14 protein-coding genes are annotated in these 19,904 nt (G+C 61.2%); 8 read left to right on the top strand and 6 right to left on the bottom strand.

What is annotated here, in order from left to right; translation table 11 throughout:
- From G3O01_RS32675 to G3O01_RS32640, 8 genes are all read left to right on the top strand, one after another.
- Window positions 1–294, top strand: coding sequence for a hypothetical protein (locus G3O01_RS32675; RefSeq protein ID WP_205811113.1), 294 nt, complete (start codon window positions 1–3; stop codon window positions 292–294).
- A gap of 108 nt (window positions 295–402) precedes the next feature.
- Window positions 403–630, top strand: coding sequence for a hypothetical protein (locus G3O01_RS32670; protein ID WP_205811112.1), 228 nt, complete (start codon window positions 403–405; stop codon window positions 628–630).
- 3 nt (window positions 631–633) lie between these two features.
- Window positions 634–822, top strand: a complete 189-nt coding sequence (locus tag G3O01_RS32665) for a hypothetical protein (RefSeq protein ID WP_205811111.1) — start codon at window positions 634–636, stop codon at window positions 820–822.
- Window positions 819–1,178 (top strand): T6SS immunity protein Tdi1 domain-containing protein, encoded by a 360-nt coding sequence (locus G3O01_RS32660; protein WP_205811110.1) that lies wholly within the window; start codon window positions 819–821, stop codon window positions 1,176–1,178. Before G3O01_RS32665 ends, G3O01_RS32660 begins: the two co-directional genes overlap by 4 nt.
- Window positions 1,179–1,856: 678 nt before the next feature.
- Window positions 1,857–2,393 (top strand): hypothetical protein, encoded by a 537-nt coding sequence (locus G3O01_RS32655; protein ID WP_241024452.1) that lies wholly within the window; start codon window positions 1,857–1,859, stop codon window positions 2,391–2,393.
- 66 nt (window positions 2,394–2,459) lie between these two features.
- A complete protein-coding gene (locus tag G3O01_RS32650; RefSeq protein ID WP_205811109.1) occupies window positions 2,460–4,214 on the top strand; it encodes a ShlB/FhaC/HecB family hemolysin secretion/activation protein in 1,755 nt (584 codons plus the stop codon).
- A gap of 320 nt (window positions 4,215–4,534) precedes the next feature.
- On the top strand, window positions 4,535–5,977 hold the full coding sequence (locus G3O01_RS32645; protein ID WP_205811108.1) for a tetratricopeptide repeat protein: 1,443 nt from the start codon (window positions 4,535–4,537) through the stop codon (window positions 5,975–5,977).
- A gap of 167 nt (window positions 5,978–6,144) precedes the next feature.
- A complete protein-coding gene (locus G3O01_RS32640; protein ID WP_205811107.1) occupies window positions 6,145–8,859 on the top strand; it encodes an SEL1-like repeat protein in 2,715 nt (904 codons plus the stop codon).
- Between the two features lie 136 nt (window positions 8,860–8,995).
- On the opposite strand, the gene G3O01_RS32635 is transcribed toward G3O01_RS32640, so the two are convergent.
- The 6 genes from G3O01_RS32635 to G3O01_RS32610 form a co-directional block, all read right to left on the bottom strand.
- Window positions 8,996–12,541, bottom strand: coding sequence for an efflux RND transporter permease subunit (locus G3O01_RS32635; RefSeq protein WP_205811106.1), 3,546 nt, complete (start codon window positions 12,539–12,541; stop codon window positions 8,996–8,998).
- 425 nt (window positions 12,542–12,966) lie between these two features.
- Complete coding sequence (locus G3O01_RS32630) at window positions 12,967–13,923, bottom strand: D-2-hydroxyacid dehydrogenase (protein WP_205811105.1); 957 nt, start codon at window positions 13,921–13,923, stop codon at window positions 12,967–12,969.
- Between the two features lie 26 nt (window positions 13,924–13,949).
- Window positions 13,950–15,962 (bottom strand): transketolase, encoded by a 2,013-nt coding sequence (tkt, locus tag G3O01_RS32625; RefSeq protein ID WP_241024450.1) that lies wholly within the window; start codon window positions 15,960–15,962, stop codon window positions 13,950–13,952.
- Window positions 15,963–16,069: 107 nt separating this feature from the next.
- A complete protein-coding gene (locus G3O01_RS32620) occupies window positions 16,070–17,929 on the bottom strand; it encodes a TRAP transporter large permease subunit (protein ID WP_205811190.1) in 1,860 nt (619 codons plus the stop codon).
- 5 nt (window positions 17,930–17,934) lie between these two features.
- Window positions 17,935–18,978: a DctP family TRAP transporter solute-binding subunit gene (locus G3O01_RS32615; protein WP_205811104.1), complete on the bottom strand. Its 1,044-nt coding sequence runs from the start codon at window positions 18,976–18,978 to the stop codon at window positions 17,935–17,937.
- Between the two features lie 152 nt (window positions 18,979–19,130).
- Window positions 19,131–19,895 (bottom strand): glucose 1-dehydrogenase, encoded by a 765-nt coding sequence (locus tag G3O01_RS32610; protein ID WP_205811103.1) that lies wholly within the window; start codon window positions 19,893–19,895, stop codon window positions 19,131–19,133.
- Window positions 19,896–19,904 lie beyond the last annotated feature (9 nt).

The raw sequence follows: 19,904 nt of genomic DNA, 5'->3' as shown, positions 1-19,904 counted from the left end.
GTGAACTGGAGTCGGATTTACGCAACGCTACAGACTTGGTTTGTAGTTTTAATTGCATCGATATTTAGCGCGGGATTCTACACAGTGGTTGCAATTGGAATATCCAGAAGGCTGATCGGACTTAGCGATCACATCGCTGTCTATGCGATTGGAGTTCCGATTTTTGTGGTGTTATTTGCGGTGTTCGTTAAATTTTTGCCAAAACCCCTTCGCAAAGCAGGGATGTTGAGCGATTCGCCGGAAAAGTTTGGCTCATGGTTTCTCCGGGACGGAAAGAAAGGAAAAAATTTGTGAAAATCAAGGGAGTACGCTAAATAGATGCAACCAGACTGGAGAAGTACGCTCATTTGCTTGAAGCCGAAATTCGAGGCGAATCTGGACATGAGTGAGGACATAGACTGATTGGCGCAGTATTCGACTGTTAATGGAAGCATTGGCCGACGCAAGGGCAGCTCGGAAGCGATGTCGATCATGTTCAGGATTGGCAATCGGGTGGCCGAGATACATGTCGGCAACATGTCTCCGCTCGACGCGAGTGTGAATCGCAGTCGTGAAGCACAGGTTCAGCAGCAGATCAAGGACTTGCCGCCAAATACTCCGATCAACAGTGTGATCATTATGGACCGGTAGAAAATGTTTGAGCGATTTGCGTCTACATTTGTCCGGGACGACAGGGCGGCCCAAGTTGGCGGCGAAGTCCCCGTTGACCTGCGTGACCATCAGCCTATCGAACAACTGCGGCTTCAATTTGGCGGCGTGTCTTTCAACGATGGCCTTTATCGCATCGTTGATGCGGGCAGTGGCGTCATTGGAATCGCATGATTTTTATGGCCTTCCCGGAACTGGCGCAATACATTGAATGCTTCGCTTTCGATTGGCTCGGTCGCTTTTTTTCCTTAGACCACCGGAGACGAGTCGGGAACGGTTATGGAGTACTCATGTACGAGCCCGGTACGGGACAGGCACTTGAGATCCCATGTGATATTGAATCATTTCACGACAAAGAGCTTGTGGGATATCGCGATGCCGTATTAGCAGAGCCATTCTTTCTTCAATGGGTGGAATCGGGTGGCCATCAACCCCAATATACACAGTGCGTCGGTTACAAGCGGTCGCTTTTCCTCGGGGGCGAGGATACGCTCGCGAACCTTGAAGTGATCGATCTCGACGTTTACTGAAATATTTCAGGTCAAATGGTGCGGAAATTGAGAGAGGCGTCGTTCGGAACTCGCGTAACAATTCGCGGCGAAGGCGCATGAAGTATGGGAATTCACAAGTAGGTGGTTAGCCGGTACTCGCGAGGGAGTTGAATGGTCGTGCCAGCGCTCTAAAGGCAGTGGGACCGCTTTCAGAGCGGGACAAAAAACAGTGAAATTAGTCAAAGGCGGAAACTCTACGTGAGGCGGCAAGTTTTTTCATGCGCCGAACGCAATCCTTACGGTGCGCGATAACCTTGCCGGAATCAAGCTGGTATGAAGTTTGGTGAGGTAGGACTAGTCCCTTATTTCACACTTGCGGAAATCTCCATGTGGTAGTCAGACAGAAGGATAGTTAAGGAATGGGATTTGGTAGAAATCGCGAAGGCGTCAGTACCGTCGGAAAGAGAATTCAGAGATGACGCATTGGTATCGAGCGTGCTTTGTTGCTGCGGTTGGCGTGCTTTGTCTACCTGCCTGAACGACGGGAGCGAAATGAACGTCGCGATAGGCTGTACACGCTACTAAAAAAATGAAGTAACGGGGAAGAGCACAATGTTTTCAGTATTAAACAGGACGACAGGACAGATCCTTATTGTATTTGTGGTCGTCCCGGTCTCAGCATGCACGTTTCTTCAACCTGTGCATCATGTAACAGAAATGAAGCCGACCTACGATCCAGCGATTTCATCGCGCATCCGATTTCTAACCGGAAACGGCACGAAAAGCACGTCGTTCCGTCCGAATAGCGTTTGCTACCGCAGTGCGTGGGAAAGCGATCCTGATGCAATTCAGGTAGACGATGGATATCTCGCTGCTTGGAAGTACTCGTCGCACAGCGTAACCATCGGCATGCCATCCAGCCCACGTCCCTTTATGCGCGTCGAGGGTTTGAACTTCAAAGACATGATCAAGGAATATGTCGTTGAAGCAGGAAAGCCACTCACGATTTCGTCGAATGTGCAGTCGTCGACGGGAACGGTTTCCTACTCCTGCTCACCGCCTGCGATGACCTTCACACCTGTCGCGGGCCAGGATTACGACGTCTTCCAGGATTCCAACGGCAGACAGTGCTGGCTTTCGGCTCGCCACATCGATGGTCGCGGGATGGACGAACCCGTGAAGCTCTCACCTGCATCGAAATGCCCGGATGATGACGCCGTGCGAGCCGCCCGGCCGGTCAAGACTGGTCCCTGAACGACGCATAGATAAGGCGGGCACACGTATCTCCCGCCGTTCCGCTACACGCGACAGATATAAGTAATGAAAACCAGAAAGAGGCTGGCGGCACTCCCGCTCACAGCCCTGATATCACTAACGGGCCAGGCGCAGCAGGCGCCAACTCCTGCAGACACGGCAGCCGCCGCACGCGCGAACGCCGAACAGAATCAGCAGGTACAGCAGCAGCGTGAGGCACAACAGCGATCCCAGGCGGTCAATGCTCCTGCAGTACGCTCGACTGCGCCAAAGTCCGGCGGCTTTCCCGTGCTTCCCGCCGAATCGCAATGCTTTCGCATCGATACATTCGCGCTGGACGTTCCCGACACGTTACCGGTTGATATCCGCAAGCAGGGCGCGTCAGCTTTGCCACTCGACCGTTTCGCATTCGCCCGGGAATGGCTCAATCACTACGCTGGCCAATGCATCGGAAAGCAAGGCTTCGACGTTCTGACCAAAGGCTTGCAACAGCTGATCCTGAGTCGCGGTTACATCACGACACGCGTGTTGCTGCCCGAGCAGGACGTATCGAAAGGCACGCTAGCAGTCGCACTCGTACCCGGAACAGTCCGTCATCTACGTTTCGCCAGTCCGGACACGCGAGGCACATGGAAATCTGCGTTTCCGGCTCGCGATGGTGACATGCTGAATCTGCGTGATCTCGAACAAGGCCTCGAACAGATGAAGCGCGTCGCGAGTCAGGACGTGAACATGAAGATCGAGCCCACGTCATCGCCTGGAGAGAGCGATGTCGTCATCGAAGTGAAGCGGACGAAACCGTGGAGTGTCGTTGCATCCGTCGACAACTCGGGCACGCGTGCGACGGGCAAGTTGCAGGGCAATCTGAGCGTCGGATTCGATAACCCGCTGGGCCTTAACGATGTGCTCGCGTTGAGCGCAAATCAGGATCTGGAGCTAGGCGACAAGCATCTGGGTTCGCACGGATTCAACGGCTCGTATTCGGTGCCGTGGGGCTACTGGACAGCCACGCTCTCCGGCAATACGAATACCTATTATGAGCAGATTGCCGGTGTGAACCAGACGTTCGTATCGAGCGGGAATTCACAGACTGCGGCGTTCCGGTTGGCGCGCGTTCTCTCTCGCAGTCAGAACGATGTGTTCGGTATGCAGTTCCAGATATCGAAGCGCTTCGGCGAGAGCTTCATCGACGACACCAGCATTCCAACGCAAAAGCGCGACAACACGTTTATCGAAGCTGGCCTGACCGATCGGCATTACTTTGGTGCGGCGCAGTTCGACGGCACGCTTGGGTATCGCCAGGGTGTCGGCGGTCTGGGCGCGACGCCAGATCCTTATACGGATGGCCCGACATATCGCTTCCATATGGCCGTGCTCGACGCGAACCTCTCTGTGCCGTTTGCCGTCGCAAAGCAGAACTTCCGCTACGTGAGTACGGTACACGGCCAGTTCACGAACGACACGTTGTTCTACATCGACGATCTGACGATCGGCAGCCGCTACACGGTTCGCGGTTTTGACGGCGAGACGATGCTCGCCGCGGAAAAGGGCTTCTACTGGCGCAATGAACTGCAATGGGCGATCGGACAGACGGGACAGGCGCTCTATGCGGGAATCGATTACGGGCACGTCTACGGCCCGAATACGGCGTTTCTCGCGGGCACCCAACTGGCGGGCGCGGTTATCGGCATTCGTGGCAGCTTGCCGACGCGAATCATGGGCGCGGCGTATGAGGTCTTCGCTGGCACACCCGTGTATAAGCCAGCCAATTTTCCAACCGCACGTGTAACCGTCGGTTTTCAATTGACGGCTCAGTTTTAACGTCAACTCGGTGCCGCTCTTGCACGGAATGCAGCACTGCGATCGCGGCTAAGGCCAGACCGCGCACGCGGTTTTATTCAAGAATCCCCAAGCATCTGCCGATAAATATTCCTGATTCATCCTCGAACAGTCATGCGTTCTGTATCGCGTGGCAAAACCGAATTGGCCCTTCGGAACACAATATGAAGAACATCGCTCATCGCGCCATCCTCACATTCGTCGCGGTAGGTTTGAGTGCGTGTGCACACCAGTCGTCACCGTCCGTCGCAGCAACAAACACTGCGACACCCGCCGCGAAAGCCGCAGAGGCATGGTCGCACGTGCCGCCAGACGTGCTGGCTGCCTGTCGCGGCGCGCTTATCTCAACTGGTGCAGGTAGATTCAACGAAGCGGTTGAACTATCAGGACAATGTCTTGCCTCGCCGAGCCTCACCGTCGAAATGCGAGCGGCCATGCTTTTCCAGCGGGCGGTAGTCGAAACAGTTCTCAAGCACCCGGATGCAGCGTTAGAAGCGCAAGAGGCAGCGGTTGCTTTGACGGCAGCACCGACGGACCTGCAAATCCTGATGCTTGCGCAATTCTACGACGCCAACCATCGTTACAAGGAAGCGCTCGACACGCTCGATCGGATCCAGTCGGCGCACGAAGCGAAACACGAGCCGAACAGTGCACTCGGCATGCCCTATTACCTGGCGCTTGCTCAAGCGCTCGCCGGATTGGGACGGCACCAGGACGCAATCGATGCGGCCTCCAAAGGGCTTGCGATTCAGTCTGCATCCGCAGATGCTTATCGACTGCGTGCAGCTGAGCGCGAGGCTATAGGCGATAAAGCGGGCGCGCGAGACGACTATCTGTCGTTTGCGCGCTGGGCCACCGATCAGGGCATCGATACCCCGATGCGCGCCAAGCTGACTGCGCTGAAGATCGATCCCGTCAGCGAGCGCCGTCATCCGTTTGGCGCCGCGAACCCGTTGCGTGAACTGTCAACACATGCGCTGAGCGACGCGCAGACATCGCTGAAGTCAGCGACAACGCCGCAGGAAAAAGCCAAGGCCTATGGCGACATCTCTGCCTACCTCGACAATTCCAATCGACATCAGGAAGCGTTAAAGGCTATCGACCAGGCTATTGCCCTGGCGCCGGACGACACCGCGTTGCGGCAGTCAAAGATCACTACGCTGATTGCGTTGAACCGTCTGGACGACGCCATCGCGCAATCAGTTCCCCTCGTGGCAAAGATGCATGGTGAACTGGAGGGCGCGACGGACAAAAAAGCCATTTATAGAAAATATACCGAGCTGACAACGTCGCTCGCATGGGCGTACATCCTGAAGGGCGAGCCGGCCAAAGGCATCGATCTTCTTGCAGACAGCGCGCAGGGATCGGCAGCGTTCGATCAGGACTATCTGGCGACCGTCTACCTGTATGTCCGTGCCCGCAGCGGCGGTTCGGCGCCCGCAAACGCGTACTTTGATGACTACATCCGGCGCAACGCCCAGTTGATACCTGGCAACTATCGACGCTGGCTGTTGCTGTATATGCAGGGCCGCGTGCCGATCGACATGGTGTATTCGCAGGCAGTCATGATTCCCGTGCCGGAGATGCTCGAAAACGCGCTTGCGGAGACGTGGTTCATGGCGGCCGCCTATGAGCGCTACGTGAAACATGACGACGCAGCGTCCCGTGTTTTCGTCGATCGTATCAACGATCTTCAACCGTACGGGACCAGCGAGTGGGGGCTGGTGACAAGGGGCGCAGTGTGACAGTCGCGGCCGCTGCGCGCTTCTCGTCGCTGGCGTTGGTTATTGGCGCAGGCTGGCCAATAACGACGCACGCGCTTCCAGCGGCGCACACGGGTGCCGCAAAACGAGTATCCGTCCCATCGATTGCGCTGCCGTTCAGGGATACAGCTTCGCCTTGTCTGCTGATCATGACCGCGGGCAACCGTTTTTCGCTGACACCGCTCGGTACGCCTGCCCAGTTGCGCCAGACTTGCGCCACCGAGTCTGCTGCTGGCAACCTTGCCGCCCGCGCAATCTACGGTCAGATGGTCCTGGTCGGATATGCCGCGGCGCCTGACGACAATGGGCTCGTGATCCTCACGCAAACGGCCGTGGAGGGCGATGCGCGCGCTCAAGGGCTCGTCGGCTCGCTTTACCGCTATGGCTACCGGGTGCCGAAGGATCCCGGCTCGGCGCGTCTGTGGCTTCGCCGTGCGGCGGACAGCGGCGATGCACAATCCGCCGAAACGCTCGGTCTCATGTATTACAACGGTGAAGGCGGCCCAGTCGATTTTGCTTCCGCGTACGGCTTTTTCGTCCGTGCCGCCGGATACGGCGACGCTCACGGTGCGACCAATGCCGGCCGCATGCTCTTCATTGGCCGACCAGGCGTGCCGCGCGACGAGGCAGGCAGCGTCGCATGGTTCATTCAGGGCGCGCAGCAGGGTGACGCCGACGCCCAGTTTCAACTCGGCGTGGCCTTGCTGCGCGGCAGCGTCGTCGCCGCGGATGCGCATGCCGCCGCGGGCTGGCTTGCCGCAGCGGCGGCGCAGAACCAGAGCGAGGCGAAGGCGATCCTTGCTGAACTCTATCTGTCAGGCAACGGGGTGTCGCCAGATGCTCCACGCGGCTTTTCGCTGATGGCGGAAGCTGCGCGCAGTGGCCTGATCTACGCGCAACGCCGCGTGGGCGATCTATACGCGCAGGGCACGGGTGTCGCACGGAACGACGCATTGGCGCTTGAGTGGCATCGCAAGGCCGCACTCAATGGCGACGTCAATGGCCAGTTCGCGCTGGCTGTGCAATACCGGGCGGGACAGGGTGTTCCTGTTGACTTCGACGCTGCGATCGGCTGGATGCGCGGCGCGGCGCAGGCTGGTCTCGCTGTCGCGCAGAACGATCTTGGCACGATGCTGCAGGCCGGCGAAGGTACCCGCCGCGATATCGCGGAAGCCCGGCTCTGGTACGAACGGGCGTCGCAGCAGGGACTCGGCATTGCCGCGTATAACCTCGCGTCGCTGGCGCGCGCCGGTCTCGGCGAGCCGCGCGATCTCGCACGTGCTTACCGTCTCGCGCGACTCGGCGCACAGCGGGGCGACGCGCAGGCGCAAGTGTTGGCGGCAGGGATGCTGTTTGCGGGTGAAGGCACAGTGGCGGACAAAGCGGCAGCACTTGGCTGGTATCGCAAAGCGGCCGATGGCGGCAACCGGGAAGCTGAGCGCATCCTTGCAATGCTTTACATCAACGGCAACGGGGTGCCGCGCGACGAGTCGCTGGGCGAATCCTACCTGAAGCGCGCTGCGATCCACGGTGACGCCCAGGCGCAAACGGCGTTGGCCATGATGTTGCTTCAGCGGCCTTCACAGGACGAACACGCCACCGCCAGGGAGTGGCTGCTCAAAGCGGTCGCCCAGCGGTTCACGCCAGCCTATGCGGCGATGGGCGCGTTGTATGCGAAAGGTGACGGGGCAACACCCGATCAGGCAACTGCGCTGAGCTGGTTCACACGAGGCGCGGAGTCGAATGACAGAGTCTCTCAACGCGTCCTGTGCCTTGCCTACGCGACCGGCTCGGGCGTGGCGCCCGATGCGACGCAGGCGCAGCGTTGGTGCACGACGGCTGCCGAGGCGGGCGATACCGTTGCGATGCGGCAGCTGGCAACCGGTTTCACAAGTGAGCGGGCGCTGCCATTGGCAACGCGTGCTTACTGGCAATGGCGGCTCGCATCGACGGGCGACGCGTCTTACGAGTCGATGCTCGCGCAGTCATACGACCTGGGGCGTGGTGTGGCAGTTGATTTTGGCGCGGCGCTTTACTGGCTTCGACGCGCTGCCGGGCACGGGAATGTTGATGCGCAGTCCGCTCTGGCATCACATCTCTTCACGGGGCTCGGCGGTGAGTCGGATGACCGCGAGGCACTGGACTGGGCGAGCCGCGCTGCGACGACGAGCGCCAGTGCAATGGACCTGCTGGGCGAAGCCTACCTCTATGGGCGAGGCGTAGAGAGAAATCCGCTGACCGCCCGGCAATGGTTGGAGAAGGCGGCTGCTGCAGGTTCGGCAGATGCGGCGAATCAGCTTGCCAATATCTACCTGACGGGAAACGGCGTAGCAAGCGACGACGCGCTTGCGGTCCGCTGGTATCGAAAGGCAGCGGCGCTGGGCTCACGCGAGGCCGTGATAGCACTTGCGCTGCGCGAACCGGACGACGGCCCGGCTATCGCAGCGACCACGCAAGCACAATACTGGCTCGCACTTGAAGGCGACACGTCTAACGACGATCGGCACACCGCGCCGGCGTCTGTCGTATCGAGGCACGATGGGGACCGTGCGGCCTGGGACGCACTTTCAGCGTTGAACAAGGCGCTCGCGGGAAGTCCGTTCGCGCAGATCGAGACGGGTGTTCTGTTCTGGCGAGGAGACGGCGTGACACGGGACAGGGCGCTCGGTGATGCATGGCTCCGGCGCGCGCTGGCCGGCCTGGCAGCCGAACCTGGCTGGCGGCGTTTCGTCGAACCTGTCCAGGCCGTCGAGACGCGCGCTCGTGCCAGTCTCACAGACGCAGAGCGGACACGCGCTGAACTTCTGACGGAGAACCTGGCGAGGACTGCTCCTATTATCAGTGTCGCGACAGACAGGAAATAGCAGACGGCCTTTGGAAAATGGCGGAGCGTTGACGACCGCTTCGTCAACGGAAGAAGCCGTCCAGAACAGAGAGCAAGCCGATGACCCAAACGGGAATTCGAGCAGACTTGAGGAATGGGTCGCGGAACGCGCGTGCTCACTGAAGCGCTTGCCGCGCAAAACGCGTGCGCAGCCAGCCCCCAAGACGATCGACGTACAGATAGACGACGGGTGTCGTGTACAAGGTCAGCATCTGACTGACAATCAGGCCACCGACAATCGAAATCCCCAGCGGCCGGCGCAGATCGGCACCTTCGCTGGTACCGAGCGCCAGCGGCAGCGCGCCGAGCAGCGCGGCGCAGGTCGTCATCATGATGGGGCGAAAGCGCATCAGGCTCGCGTGGTAGATCGCATCGCGCGGCGACATGCCGTTGCGCGATGCTTCGATTGCGAAGTCGACCATCATGATCGCGTTCTTCTTGACGATACCGATCAGCAGGATCACGCCGATCAGCGACATCACGGTGAATTCGACGCGGAACAGCATCAGCGCAAGCAGTGCGCCAACGCCGGCGGAGGGCAGCGTCGAGAGAATCGTGAGCGGGTGCGCGTAGCTCTCGTAGAGCACGCCAAGCACGATGTACACGGAAAGCAGGGCGGCTAATACCAGCAGCGGTTCATCCGATAACGACTGCTGGAAGGTACGCGCCGTACCTTCGAAGCTCGCGTGGATCGACGCGGGCATACCGATGCTGACCATCGTGCTGTTTATCGCCGACATCGCTGTGGAAAGCGATTCATGCGGCGGCAGGTTGAACGAAATCGTCGTCGCGACGAAGTTGCCCTGATGGTTGACGCCGAGCGCGGTGTGTCCCGGCTTGAAGCGGGCGAACGCGCTGAACGGAATCATGGTTTCCTGCGCGGTGCTGACGGACGTGCCTGCCGATGCACTCGAATGCCCGCTTGCCGCAAGCGAATTGAGTGCCAGGTTGCGGGCCGAATCTGCTGCGACGCTGGCGGCCGTGCTCGATGTAGAAGACGTCGTGCTATTCGTGCTCGTGCTGTTCAGCGCGGGAACGGCGAGTGCGAACGACGTAGCGCCCGGTGTGGGAAGCGTGACGGTGACGTCGGATGCCGCGCTGGTGCTGCTGGCGGCGTCTGCGCTCGCCGCCGATGCTGCACTTGTGGAGGCGGCAATGGGCTCAGTGGGCGTCGCCGTTCCGCCGGGCGTCGTGACAGCCTGCACGGTTCCGGCCGCCTGCGCAGCGTTCGAACTGCTTTGCGTCGTGCTCGCCGTGGTGGGGCCGCTTACCGTGCCGGCGACGAAGTTGGTCGATTGTGTGCCGCTCGGATTGCCGCCCGATGTGCTGACGTACAGATCGTTGAGCGTTTCGGGATGCTGCCAGTAACGCGGCGCGACTTCCATCACCACGTAGTACTGGTTCATCGCGTTGTAGATTGTCGAGACGAGCCGCTGGCCGAACGCGTCGTACAGCGTGTTGTCGATCTGCGACGGCGTGATGCCAAGACGCGCCGCCGTCGCGCGATCGATATCGACATCGGCTTCCAGTCCGCTTTGCTGCTGGTCCGAGTTGACGTCTTCGAGTTCGGGCAGCGCCTGCATGGCCTGCGTCAATCGGGGTGCCCATTTGTAAACCTCGGCGCTCGTGTCGCCCAGCAGCGTCAACTGATACTGCGCATTGCTCTGCCTGCCGCCCACGCGGATATCCTGCACCGGTTGCAGATAGAGCCGCGCGCCCGCCACGTGGTTCAACGCGGGGCGCAGTCGCGCGATGACTTCATCGGCAGTTTTATTGCGCTGTGACAGAGGTTTCAACGATACGAAGATGAAACCGGTGTTCGTCTGTCGTCCGCCTGTGAAGCCGACAACCGTCGCCACCGCAGGGTCGGAGCGAACGATCTGCATCAGTTGCTTGAGCTTGATTTCCATCGACTGAAAGGACACGCTCTGGTCGCCCTGAATGCCGCCGATCAACCGGCCCGTGTCTTCCTGCGGAAAGAAACCCTTGGGAATCGCGATGTAGAGAAATACATTGAGCGCGATGGTGACGAGCAGCAGTGACATCATCAGCACGGGATGACGCAGTGACCAGTTAAGAGTCCGCGCATAACCGTCACGCATGCGATCCAGCGGCTGCGCCAGCAGATTCGCGAAACGCTGCATGCGCGATCTGGATACGGAAGCGCCGCCGTCGTGCTTCTGGTTAGCGAGTAGGCGCGAACACATCATGGGCGTCAGCGTAAGCGACACAGCCAGCGAAACCAGTATCGCCACCGATAACGTAACGGCAAACTCGCGAAACAGCCGCCCGATGATGCCGCCCATCAGCAGAATCGGAATGAACACGGCAATCAGCGAGATCGAAATGGACAGCACGGTGAAGCCCACTTCGCGCGCGCCGAGCAGTGCCGCCTGCATGCGCGATTTGCCCGCTTCGATGTGACGCGCGATGTTTTCCAGCACGACGATCGCATCGTCGACCACGAAGCCCGTCGCAACCGTCAACGCCATCAGCGACAGGTTGTCGATCGAATAGCCGAGCAGATACATCACCGCGAACGTGCCGATGATCGACACCGGCACGGCGGCACTCGGAATCAATGCGGCGCGCGCACTGCCGAGAAAGAAGAACACAACGAGAATCACGAGCACAACCGCGATCAGCAGCGTCGCTTCCGTGTCGCGCAATGACGCGCGGATCGTGGTCGACCGGTCCGAGGCTTCGAGAATGTCGATGTCGGCGGGCAGCGCGGGTTTGAGTTGCGCGATGGTCGCGCGGATTGTGTCGACTGTGCTGATGATGTTCGCGCCAGGCTGCCGGTAGAGAATCACCAGCACGGACGGCTGGTTGTTGCCCGCGAGGCCGAGGTTGCGCAGGTCTTCGACGGAGTCGACGACTTCGGCGACATCCGACAGACGCACGCCCGCGCCGTTGCGATACGCGATCACGAGATCCTTGTACTGTGCCGCGGTGCGCGCCTGATCGTTCGCATAGAGCTGAAAACGTCGGCCTTCGCTTTCGATGATTCCCTTCGGGCTGTTCGCATTCGCCGACGCAAGCGCGGCGCGCACATCTTCGAGGCCGATGCCGTAGTGATAAAGCGCAGTCGGATTCAGCTCGACGCGCACAGCAGGATTGGCCGAACCGTTCACATCGACTTCGCCGACGCCGGGAAGTTGGGATAACGACTGCACGAGTATCGTCGACGCGAGATCGTAGAGCTTTGCCTGTGTCAGCGTGTGCGACGTGAGCGCGAGGATGAGCACGGGTGCATCGGCGGGATTGACCTTGCGATAGGTCGGATTGCTCTTGAGGCTCGAAGGCAGATCGGCACGCGCCGCGTTGATGGCGGCCTGCACGTCGCGCGCCGCGCCATCGATGTTGCGGTCGAGTCCGAACTGCAGCGTGATGCGCGTCATGCCGACCGAGCTTTGCGACGTCATTTCAGTCACGTCGGCGATTTGCCCGAGATGTCGTTCGAGCGGACTGGCGACACTGTTCGCCACCGTGTCCGGACTCGCGCCGGGCAGGCTGGCCTGCACGGAGATAGTGGGGAAATCGACTTGCGGCAGCGGCGCGACTGGAAGCCTGACGAAAGCAAATATGCCCGCGAGCGCGATGCCAAGCGAAAGCAGCGTCGTCGCCACCGGGCGTTCGATAAAGGGACGCGAAAGGTTCATCGGCGGTTGTCGGAGACGGCCCGGCGCGCGAGGGTACGCAGCGGGCGAAGTGACAACGATGCTAGGAGCGCTCGCGCGACGACGGGTTACGTGGGTGTTGCTTCGCGTTACGGTGTGTCGCGCTCGAAATAGATGTCAGTCTCGTTTCAGCGATGGCGGGCGTGGGGAAGGGAAGTGTTATCTGCGGTAAACGCGAAGCGTGCTGATGTACGGGCGCAAACGCGACTAACGGTCTGTTATCGTCACTACCCGCCAGTCGTCAAGACTGTGCCGCCGCACATGCTTAGGTAAAAACAGTCAGCAGAAAAGAAGGCTGCGATGTGATGCAAACGTAAACGTCGAGAAACGCCGCTTACGTTGCGTGTAAGCGGCGCTCATATGCATTGCAAGCCGTATCGTGGCGATTCGTCAGAAACGCGTTCGCGTTACACCACGACGTTCACCGGCGAACCGCTGACGAACTTCGCGATGTTGTCCATCAACTGATCCGCGAGCGCCTGCTGCGCCTCATCCGATGCCCACGCGACGTGCGGCGTCACGATCACATTCGGACGGTTCGCGATGCGCATCAGCGGGTTGTCGTCGGTGGGCGGCTCGCTTGTCAGCACGTCGAAGCCGATGCCGCCGATCAGTCCTTCATCGAGCGCGCGCACCAGGGCATCTTCATCCACCAGCCCGCCGCGCGCCGTGTTGATGATCAGCGGCTTGCGCTTCATCGCGCGAAACTCGGGCATGGCAAGCATGCCGCGCGTTTGTGGCGTAAGCGGGCTGTGTATCGTGATGACGTCGCTCGTTGCGAGCACTTCATCCCAGGGCGTGTAGAGCGGACCAAGTCCGTCACGTCCTTTGTGCGCAGCGAACAGCGTGCGCATGCCGAATGCTTTCGCGATCTCCGCCACACGTTGCCCGAGCACACCTTCGCCGATGATGCCGAGTGTCATTCCGCCGAGATCGTGTATTGCGTGATTGAAAAAGCAGAATTGCCCGGACTTCTGCCATTCGCCGTTGAGCACGTCATCGCGATAGGCGATCAGATTGCGCCGCAACGCGAGCATCAACGCGAACGTATGCTCGGGCACTGTATTCACGGCATACCCGCGAATGTTCGATACTCGGATGCCGTGCCGCTCGCACGCTTGCTTGTCGACGCAATCCGTTCCTGTTGCCGCGACCGCGACGAGCTTCAGCGAAGGCAGGCGTGCGATCGTATCGGCAGTAAGCGGCACCTTGTTGGTGATCGCGATGGTGGCGCCGTCCAGACGCGCGGCCACCTGATCCGCGCTCGTATGGCCATACTCGATCAGCTCGTGTTCGAATGAAGGCCGCGCGAGCCTGATTTGCGGCGCAAGCGTCGCGCGGTCGAGAAAGACGATCTTCTGCATGCTGGTTCCTGTTGAATTGCGATCGTTCAAAGATGACGCTTTGCTTCCGCGACGATATGCGCGGGCGTGATGCCGAAGTGTTCGTATAAAGCTTCCGCCGGGCCCGACGCGCCAAAGCCCGTCATGCCGACAAAGCCGCCTCGCTCGCCGAGATAGCGGTCCCAGCCGAATCGCAGGGCCGCTTCGACGCCGACACGCACCGTGTCCACACCGAGCACGCTCTGTCGATAGGCGCGGTCCTGCTCGTCGAAGCGCTCCCAGCACGGCAGCGAGACGACGGCTGTCGGGATGCCTTCCTGTTGCAGGCGTTCGCGAGCGTCCACGGCGAGCGCGACTTCGGAGCCTGTTGCGAGTAACGTGACGGCACGCTTGCCGCCTTCGGCTTCTGCGAGCACATAGCCACCGCGCGCGCACAGGTTGCCTGCATTCGAACGCGTGCGTACCAGCGGCAAGGTCTGTCGGGCGAACACCATCGTGCTCGGGCCGCTGCGATGTTCGTAGGCGAGTGCCCAGCATTCGGCAGCTTCGATGGCATCGGCGGGGCGGAACACGTGCATGTTCGGCATCGCGCGCAACGACGCGATGATCTCCACCGGCTGATGCGTCGGCCCGTTCCTGCCCACGCCAATCGAATCGTGGCTGAAGACGAACTTCACCGGCAGACCCATCAGCGCGGCCATGCGCATTGCGGGACGTTCGTAGTCGGAAAACGCGAGATAGGTGACCGCGAGTGGGATCACGCCGCCGTGCGCGGCCATGCCGTTCGCCATTGCACCCATCACATGTTCGCGCACGCCGCAATGCACGTAGGCGCCGCTGTGGTCTTCCGCGGTGAACGCATGCAGGCTGCGCTTGTGGCTGGTCGGCGCTTCGAGGTCCGCACAACCGACCATGCGTTCCGGCAACTGCGCGAGCAGATCGTTGATCTCGGCGGAAATCATGATGCCCGCCTGGCCTTCGCCGTTTTCCAGCGTACGTTGCTTGTAGTCGTCGAGTACCTGCTGCCAGCCTTCAGGCAAGCGGCCTGCCTGGATGCGTTCGAATTCGGCACGCGTATCGTCGGGCAACGCGGCAAGGCGTTCGTGCCACGCGAGATAGTCGCGCTCGTTGCGTCGTCCCGCCGCGCGCCATTCGTCGAGCACGTCGCGCGGAATGTCGAAGGGCGCGTGAGGCCAGTTCAACTCTTCGCGCGCGGCGTTGGCGTCTGCATCGAACAGCTTGCCGCTGTGGCCGCCGCGTTGTCCCTGCAAACGCGCGATGCCGCGCGCAATCACCGTGCGGCACGCGAGCATCGATGGGCGCGGATCGCGCTTTGCTTCAGCAAGTGCCGCCGATACGGCTTCGATATCGTGCCCGTCCACTTCGATCACATGCCAGCCCGCGACGCGGAACCGCGCGCTCACGTCCTCGCTGATCGACAGTGCAGTGCTGCCGTCGTCGGTGATGCGGTTGTCGTCCCAGCAGAGAATCAGCTTGCCGAGTTTAAGATGCCCTGCAAGCGAAATCATTTCCTGGCCGATGCCTTCCTGCAAGCAGCCATCGCCGACGAATGCATACGTGTAGTGATCGACAATGCCGTCGCCGAACTTTGCGTTCAGATATGCCTCAGCCACAGCCATGCCGAACGCGTTCGCAATGCCCTGGCCGAGCGGACCGGTCGTGACTTCGATCCCCGCCGCCGTATCGAACTCGGGATGCCCTTCGCAATGCGAGCCCATCTCGCGAAACGTTTTGATCTGATCGATGCCGAAGTGCGCGTAACCCGTCAGATGCAGCAGCGCATAAAGCAGCATCGAGCCATGTCCGTTCGAGAGAACAAAGCGGTCCCGGTCGGGCCATTCGGGATCGGCGGGATTGAACTTCATGTGCTGCGTATACAGCGCCGTCGCAATTTCGGCCATGCCGAGCGGCACGCCCTGATGGCCTTCGCCGGCGCGCACGATGGCGTCGATGGCCAGAAAACGGATGGCGTTCGCGAGCGGTCGCGTCTCGATCGATAACTCGTTCGACGTGTCAGGCGACGGCATGAGTGCGGACATGACTTCTCCTTGCCGCTGCATCATTCGCGCAGCGGCTCTCTTGAGCGTGTGTTAAGGGAAGGGGGAAGGGCACCGCGTTCAGCATCGAACGCAGCGCCATGCACAGATCAGTGCAGGAACCCGATCGAAATCCACGGCACAGCGGCCACGACGATCAGACCGACGATCAGCGCCGCGATATAGCCGACGATCGGCTTCATGCCTTCGTCGGGATGGATGCGACTCACCGCGCACGCCGAGTAGTAGCCGACGCCGAACGGCGGCGCGAACAGACCCACGCCCATCGACAGGATCACGACCATCGCATAGTGCACGTCGTGAATGCCCATCTGCCGTGCAATCGGGAACATCAGCGGGCCGAACAGCACGATCGCGGGAATGCCTTCGAGCACGCTGCCAAGCACGATGAACACGAGCACGGATGCGGCCATGAACATCGCGGCGCCGCCCGGAAGCTTTGCCATGGTCTGCGCGAGCTGGCCGGAGAAGCCGGATTGCGTGAGCGCCCACGCCATGCCCGTCGCCGCACCGATGATCAGCAGGATCGCGCCCGACAGTGCGGCGGTATCGATCAGCATCGGCTTGAGGCGCGCCCATTCGAAGCGGCGATAGATCAGCAGACCTGCGAGCACGGCGTATGCAATGCCGATCGTCGAGACTTCCGTCGCCGTCGCCACACCTTCGACGACAGCCAGGCGAATCACGAACGGCAGTGCCAGTGCAGGCACCGCAATCGCAAGCTTGCGCACTACTTCGCCACGCGTCGCGCGCCGCACGCCCGACAGATCGTCGCTGCGATAGCGGTACCAGACCACGGCGCTCAGCGTGATCGCCAGCACGATGCCGGGCAGCATGCCGCCCGTGAACAGCGCCGAGATCGATACGCCCGTCACCGAGCCGAGCGTGATCAGCACGAGACTCGGCGGGATTGTCTCGGTCTGCGCGCCTGTCGCGGCGAGCAGTGCGACGAGGTCGCCGGGCTTCGCGCCGCGCGCCTTCATCTCGGGGAACAGCACAGGCGCGACGGCGGCCATGTCGGCGGCCTTCGAGCCCGAAATGCCGGACACCAGATACATCGCGCCGACCAGCACGTACGACAAACCGCCGCGCACATGACCGAGCAGGCTCGCGAGAAACGCGATCATCGCAGCCGCCATGCCCGTCATTTCGATCAGTTGCCCGAGGAACACGAAGAGCGGCACGGACAGCAGGATCAGGTGCGACATGCCTTCGTCCATCCGTCCGACCACGACGCTCAGCGGCGTGCTGGTCGTCAGCGCGAGATAGCCGAAGGTCGCGAGGCCGAAAGAGAACGCGATCGGCACGCCAGCGAGCACGCACAACGCGACGAGGCCGACGAAGAAGATCAGCAGGTTCAAATTGCCGAGATCGTGCAGCAGCGGGCCGATCGCGACGAAGCCACCTGCGATGGCCGCAACCAGCGCGAGCGCGCCGAGCGTCATCTGCCAGTTCGCGGTGCGGATCAGCCGCAGGCAGGCGACCGCCAGCATCAGCGCGCAGCCGACGGGCAGCGCCGCCGCGCGCCACGTGTTCGAGATCTCGAGCGCGGGCGTCGTGATGAAGCCTTCGTCCTGCGCGAACTCGACGGCGGGCCCGATCACCAGCAGCAGGAATGCGAGCGGTGCGGCAATGGCGACGACATCGAGAAACGCGCGCACGTTCGGCGATGCCTTGCCGACCAGCGCCGTCATCCGCATATGCTCGCCGCGCCGCAACGCGACGACGGCGCCGAGCATGGCGAGCCAGAGGAACAGCATCGACGCGAGTTCATCGGACCAGACGAGCGGCGTATGCAGCAGATAGCGGCTCGTCACGCCCGCCAGCAGCACGAAAATTTCGGCGACCACGAGCAGCGCCGCCGGAATCTCGACGATATACGCGAGCAGATTGTCGATCACGCTGACGACACGGCGCGGCGACGGATGCGGGAAAGAGATGGTGTGCATGGTAGTCATACCAGTTTTCCAACGTACTTTTCGAGCAGGCTCCAGCCCTGGTCGCCGTATTTCGATTTCCAGTCGCTATAGAAGCTGGTCTTGCGCAGCGCGTCGCGGAAAGCGGGGCGGTCGACATCGACCACGTTGACGCCCTTGCCCTTCAGGTCGTTGCGCAGCGAGCCGTTGAGCGACGCGATATCCGCGCGTTGCAGCATGCCTGCGGCTTCGAATTCGCGCGTGACGATCGCGCGCATGTCGGGCGGCAGCTTTTCCCACGCGCGTCGATTGCCGAGGATCCAGTAGCCGTCCCACACGTGCGAGGTGAGGCTGATCGACTTTTGCACTTCGTAGAGCTTGGCCGTAGCGATGATCGGCAGCGCGTTTTCCTGTCCCTCGACAACACCTGTTTGCAGCGCCGAATACAGCTCGTTGAAGTTGATCGGCGCGGGGCCGGCATCGAGCGCCTTGAACAGTGACGTCAGCATCGGTGCTTGCGGCACGCGGATCTTGAAGCCCTTGAGGTCAGCCGGCGTCTTGATGACTTTCGTCGACGAACTCACTTGCCGGAAGCCGTTGTCCCACACCTTCGACACCGTGACGATGCCCGTCTTCTCGATCTGGGAGCGGATATACGTGCCGAGGTCGCCGTCCATCGCTTTCCAGACGGTGTCGTAGTCGGGGAACGCAAAGCCCGTGTTGACGATGCCGGCGGCAGGCGCGAGTGTCGCGAGAATCGACGATGCCTGGTTGAAGAACTCGACGCCGCCGCTGCGCACCTGCGACAGCAGATCGGTATCCGAGCCGAGCTGGTTGGCCGGGAACACCTTGATGTCGAGCTTGCCGTTCGTGGCGGCGCGGATCTTGTCGCAAGCCTGTTGCGCGCGGATGTTGACCGGGTGGGTCGGGTCCTGGCCCGTCGCGAGCTTGTACGAGAAGTCGGCGGCCGATGCGCGGCGGATCGGCAGGCCCCAGAGCGACGTGGCGGCGGCGACGCTTGCGCCCGCTTTCAGGAACGTGCGTCGGTCGATACCGCCGCGGATGGTCGTGCGGTTGCTCATGATGTGCTCCTCCAATACGGATTGGATGTATCGGTATAGTTGTGTTCCCCGGCAACACGCTCTGCGGCGCGTTAGCCTGCGTCAGGCGGCTTTCTTTCGTTGCGCGCGGCCGGCCGGACGCGGCCGCGCAGGGTGAATCCGTGCTGTGGCTGTTAGCCGTGAATCAGCATGCCGCCGTTCACGTCGATCACGGCGCCCGTGATGTACGACGAAATCGGCGAGGCGAGAAAGAGGAATGCGCCGGCTACGTCATCGGGTACGCCGAGCCGGTTCAGCGGAATGCCAGCGAGAATTTCGCCGCGCTTGTCGTCGGGAATCTTGCCCGCGTTGATGTCGGTTTGAATCAGGCCGGGCGTCACGCAGTTCACGCGGATGCCATCGGGACCGAGTTCCCGCGCCATCGCTTTCGCGAGACCGAGCACGCCCGCTTTTGCGGCCGAGTAATGCGGGCCGCCCAGAATGCCGCCGCCGCGTTGTGCCGACACCGACGACATACAGCCGATCGAGCCGCTCTTTTGCTTCTTCATTTGCGGCACGACGGCTTGCGACAGATACAGCACGCCGCGCAGGTTCACGTCGAGAATGCGGTCCCAGCTTTCGGAGTCGATGTCGAGCAGCTTCACGGCTTGCGTGATGCCGGCGTTGTTGATGAGCACGTCGATGGCGCCGAAGTCGGCGACGATCTGCTCGACGGCGGCGGCACACGCTTGCCGGTCGGTCACGTTGCAGGCGTAGCCGCGATGTTCGGGGCCGATCGACGCCGCTGCGTCGCGTGCCGCCGATGCGTCGAGATCGAGGATCGCGACCTTCGCGCCATGCTGTGCGAACATGCGCGCGGTGGCCATGCCGATGCCACGCGGCGATGCGGCGCCGGAAATGACGGCGATCTTGCCGTCGAGAAGACGCGACTCTGACATGATGCTGTT

This window comes from Burkholderia sp. Ac-20365, from assembly GCF_017104715.1.
Lineage (GTDB): Bacteria > Pseudomonadota > Gammaproteobacteria > Burkholderiales > Burkholderiaceae > Paraburkholderia.
Note: the sequence above shows the minus strand (reverse complement) of the source record. Positions and strands in the feature narration are given on the sequence as shown.

What these genes read in the sequence shown, in the direction of transcription:
- G3O01_RS32665 (WP_205811111.1), top strand. Translation starts at nt 634, where the DNA reads ATGTTTGAGCGATTTGCGTCTACATTTGTCCGGGACGACAGGGCGGCC.
- G3O01_RS32660 (WP_205811110.1), top strand. Translation starts at nt 819, where the DNA reads ATGATTTTTATGGCCTTCCCGGAACTGGCGCAATACATTGAATGCTTC.
- G3O01_RS32655 (WP_241024452.1), top strand. Translation starts at nt 1,857, where the DNA reads ATGAAGCCGACCTACGATCCAGCGATTTCATCGCGCATCCGATTTCTA.
- G3O01_RS32650 (WP_205811109.1), top strand. Translation starts at nt 2,460, where the DNA reads ATGAAAACCAGAAAGAGGCTGGCGGCACTCCCGCTCACAGCCCTGATA.
- G3O01_RS32640 (WP_205811107.1), top strand. Translation starts at nt 6,145, where the DNA reads ATGACCGCGGGCAACCGTTTTTCGCTGACACCGCTCGGTACGCCTGCC.
- G3O01_RS32635 (WP_205811106.1), bottom strand. Translation starts at nt 12,541, where the DNA reads ATGAACCTTTCGCGTCCCTTTATCGAACGCCCGGTGGCGACGACGCTG.
- G3O01_RS32630 (WP_205811105.1), bottom strand. Translation starts at nt 13,923, where the DNA reads ATGCAGAAGATCGTCTTTCTCGACCGCGCGACGCTTGCGCCGCAAATC.
- tkt (WP_241024450.1), bottom strand. Translation starts at nt 15,962, where the DNA reads ATGTCCGCACTCATGCCGTCGCCTGACACGTCGAACGAGTTATCGATC.
- G3O01_RS32620 (WP_205811190.1), bottom strand. Translation starts at nt 17,929, where the DNA reads ATGCACACCATCTCTTTCCCGCATCCGTCGCCGCGCCGTGTCGTCAGC.
- G3O01_RS32615 (WP_205811104.1), bottom strand. Translation starts at nt 18,978, where the DNA reads ATGAGCAACCGCACGACCATCCGCGGCGGTATCGACCGACGCACGTTC.
- G3O01_RS32610 (WP_205811103.1), bottom strand. Translation starts at nt 19,895, where the DNA reads ATGTCAGAGTCGCGTCTTCTCGACGGCAAGATCGCCGTCATTTCCGGC.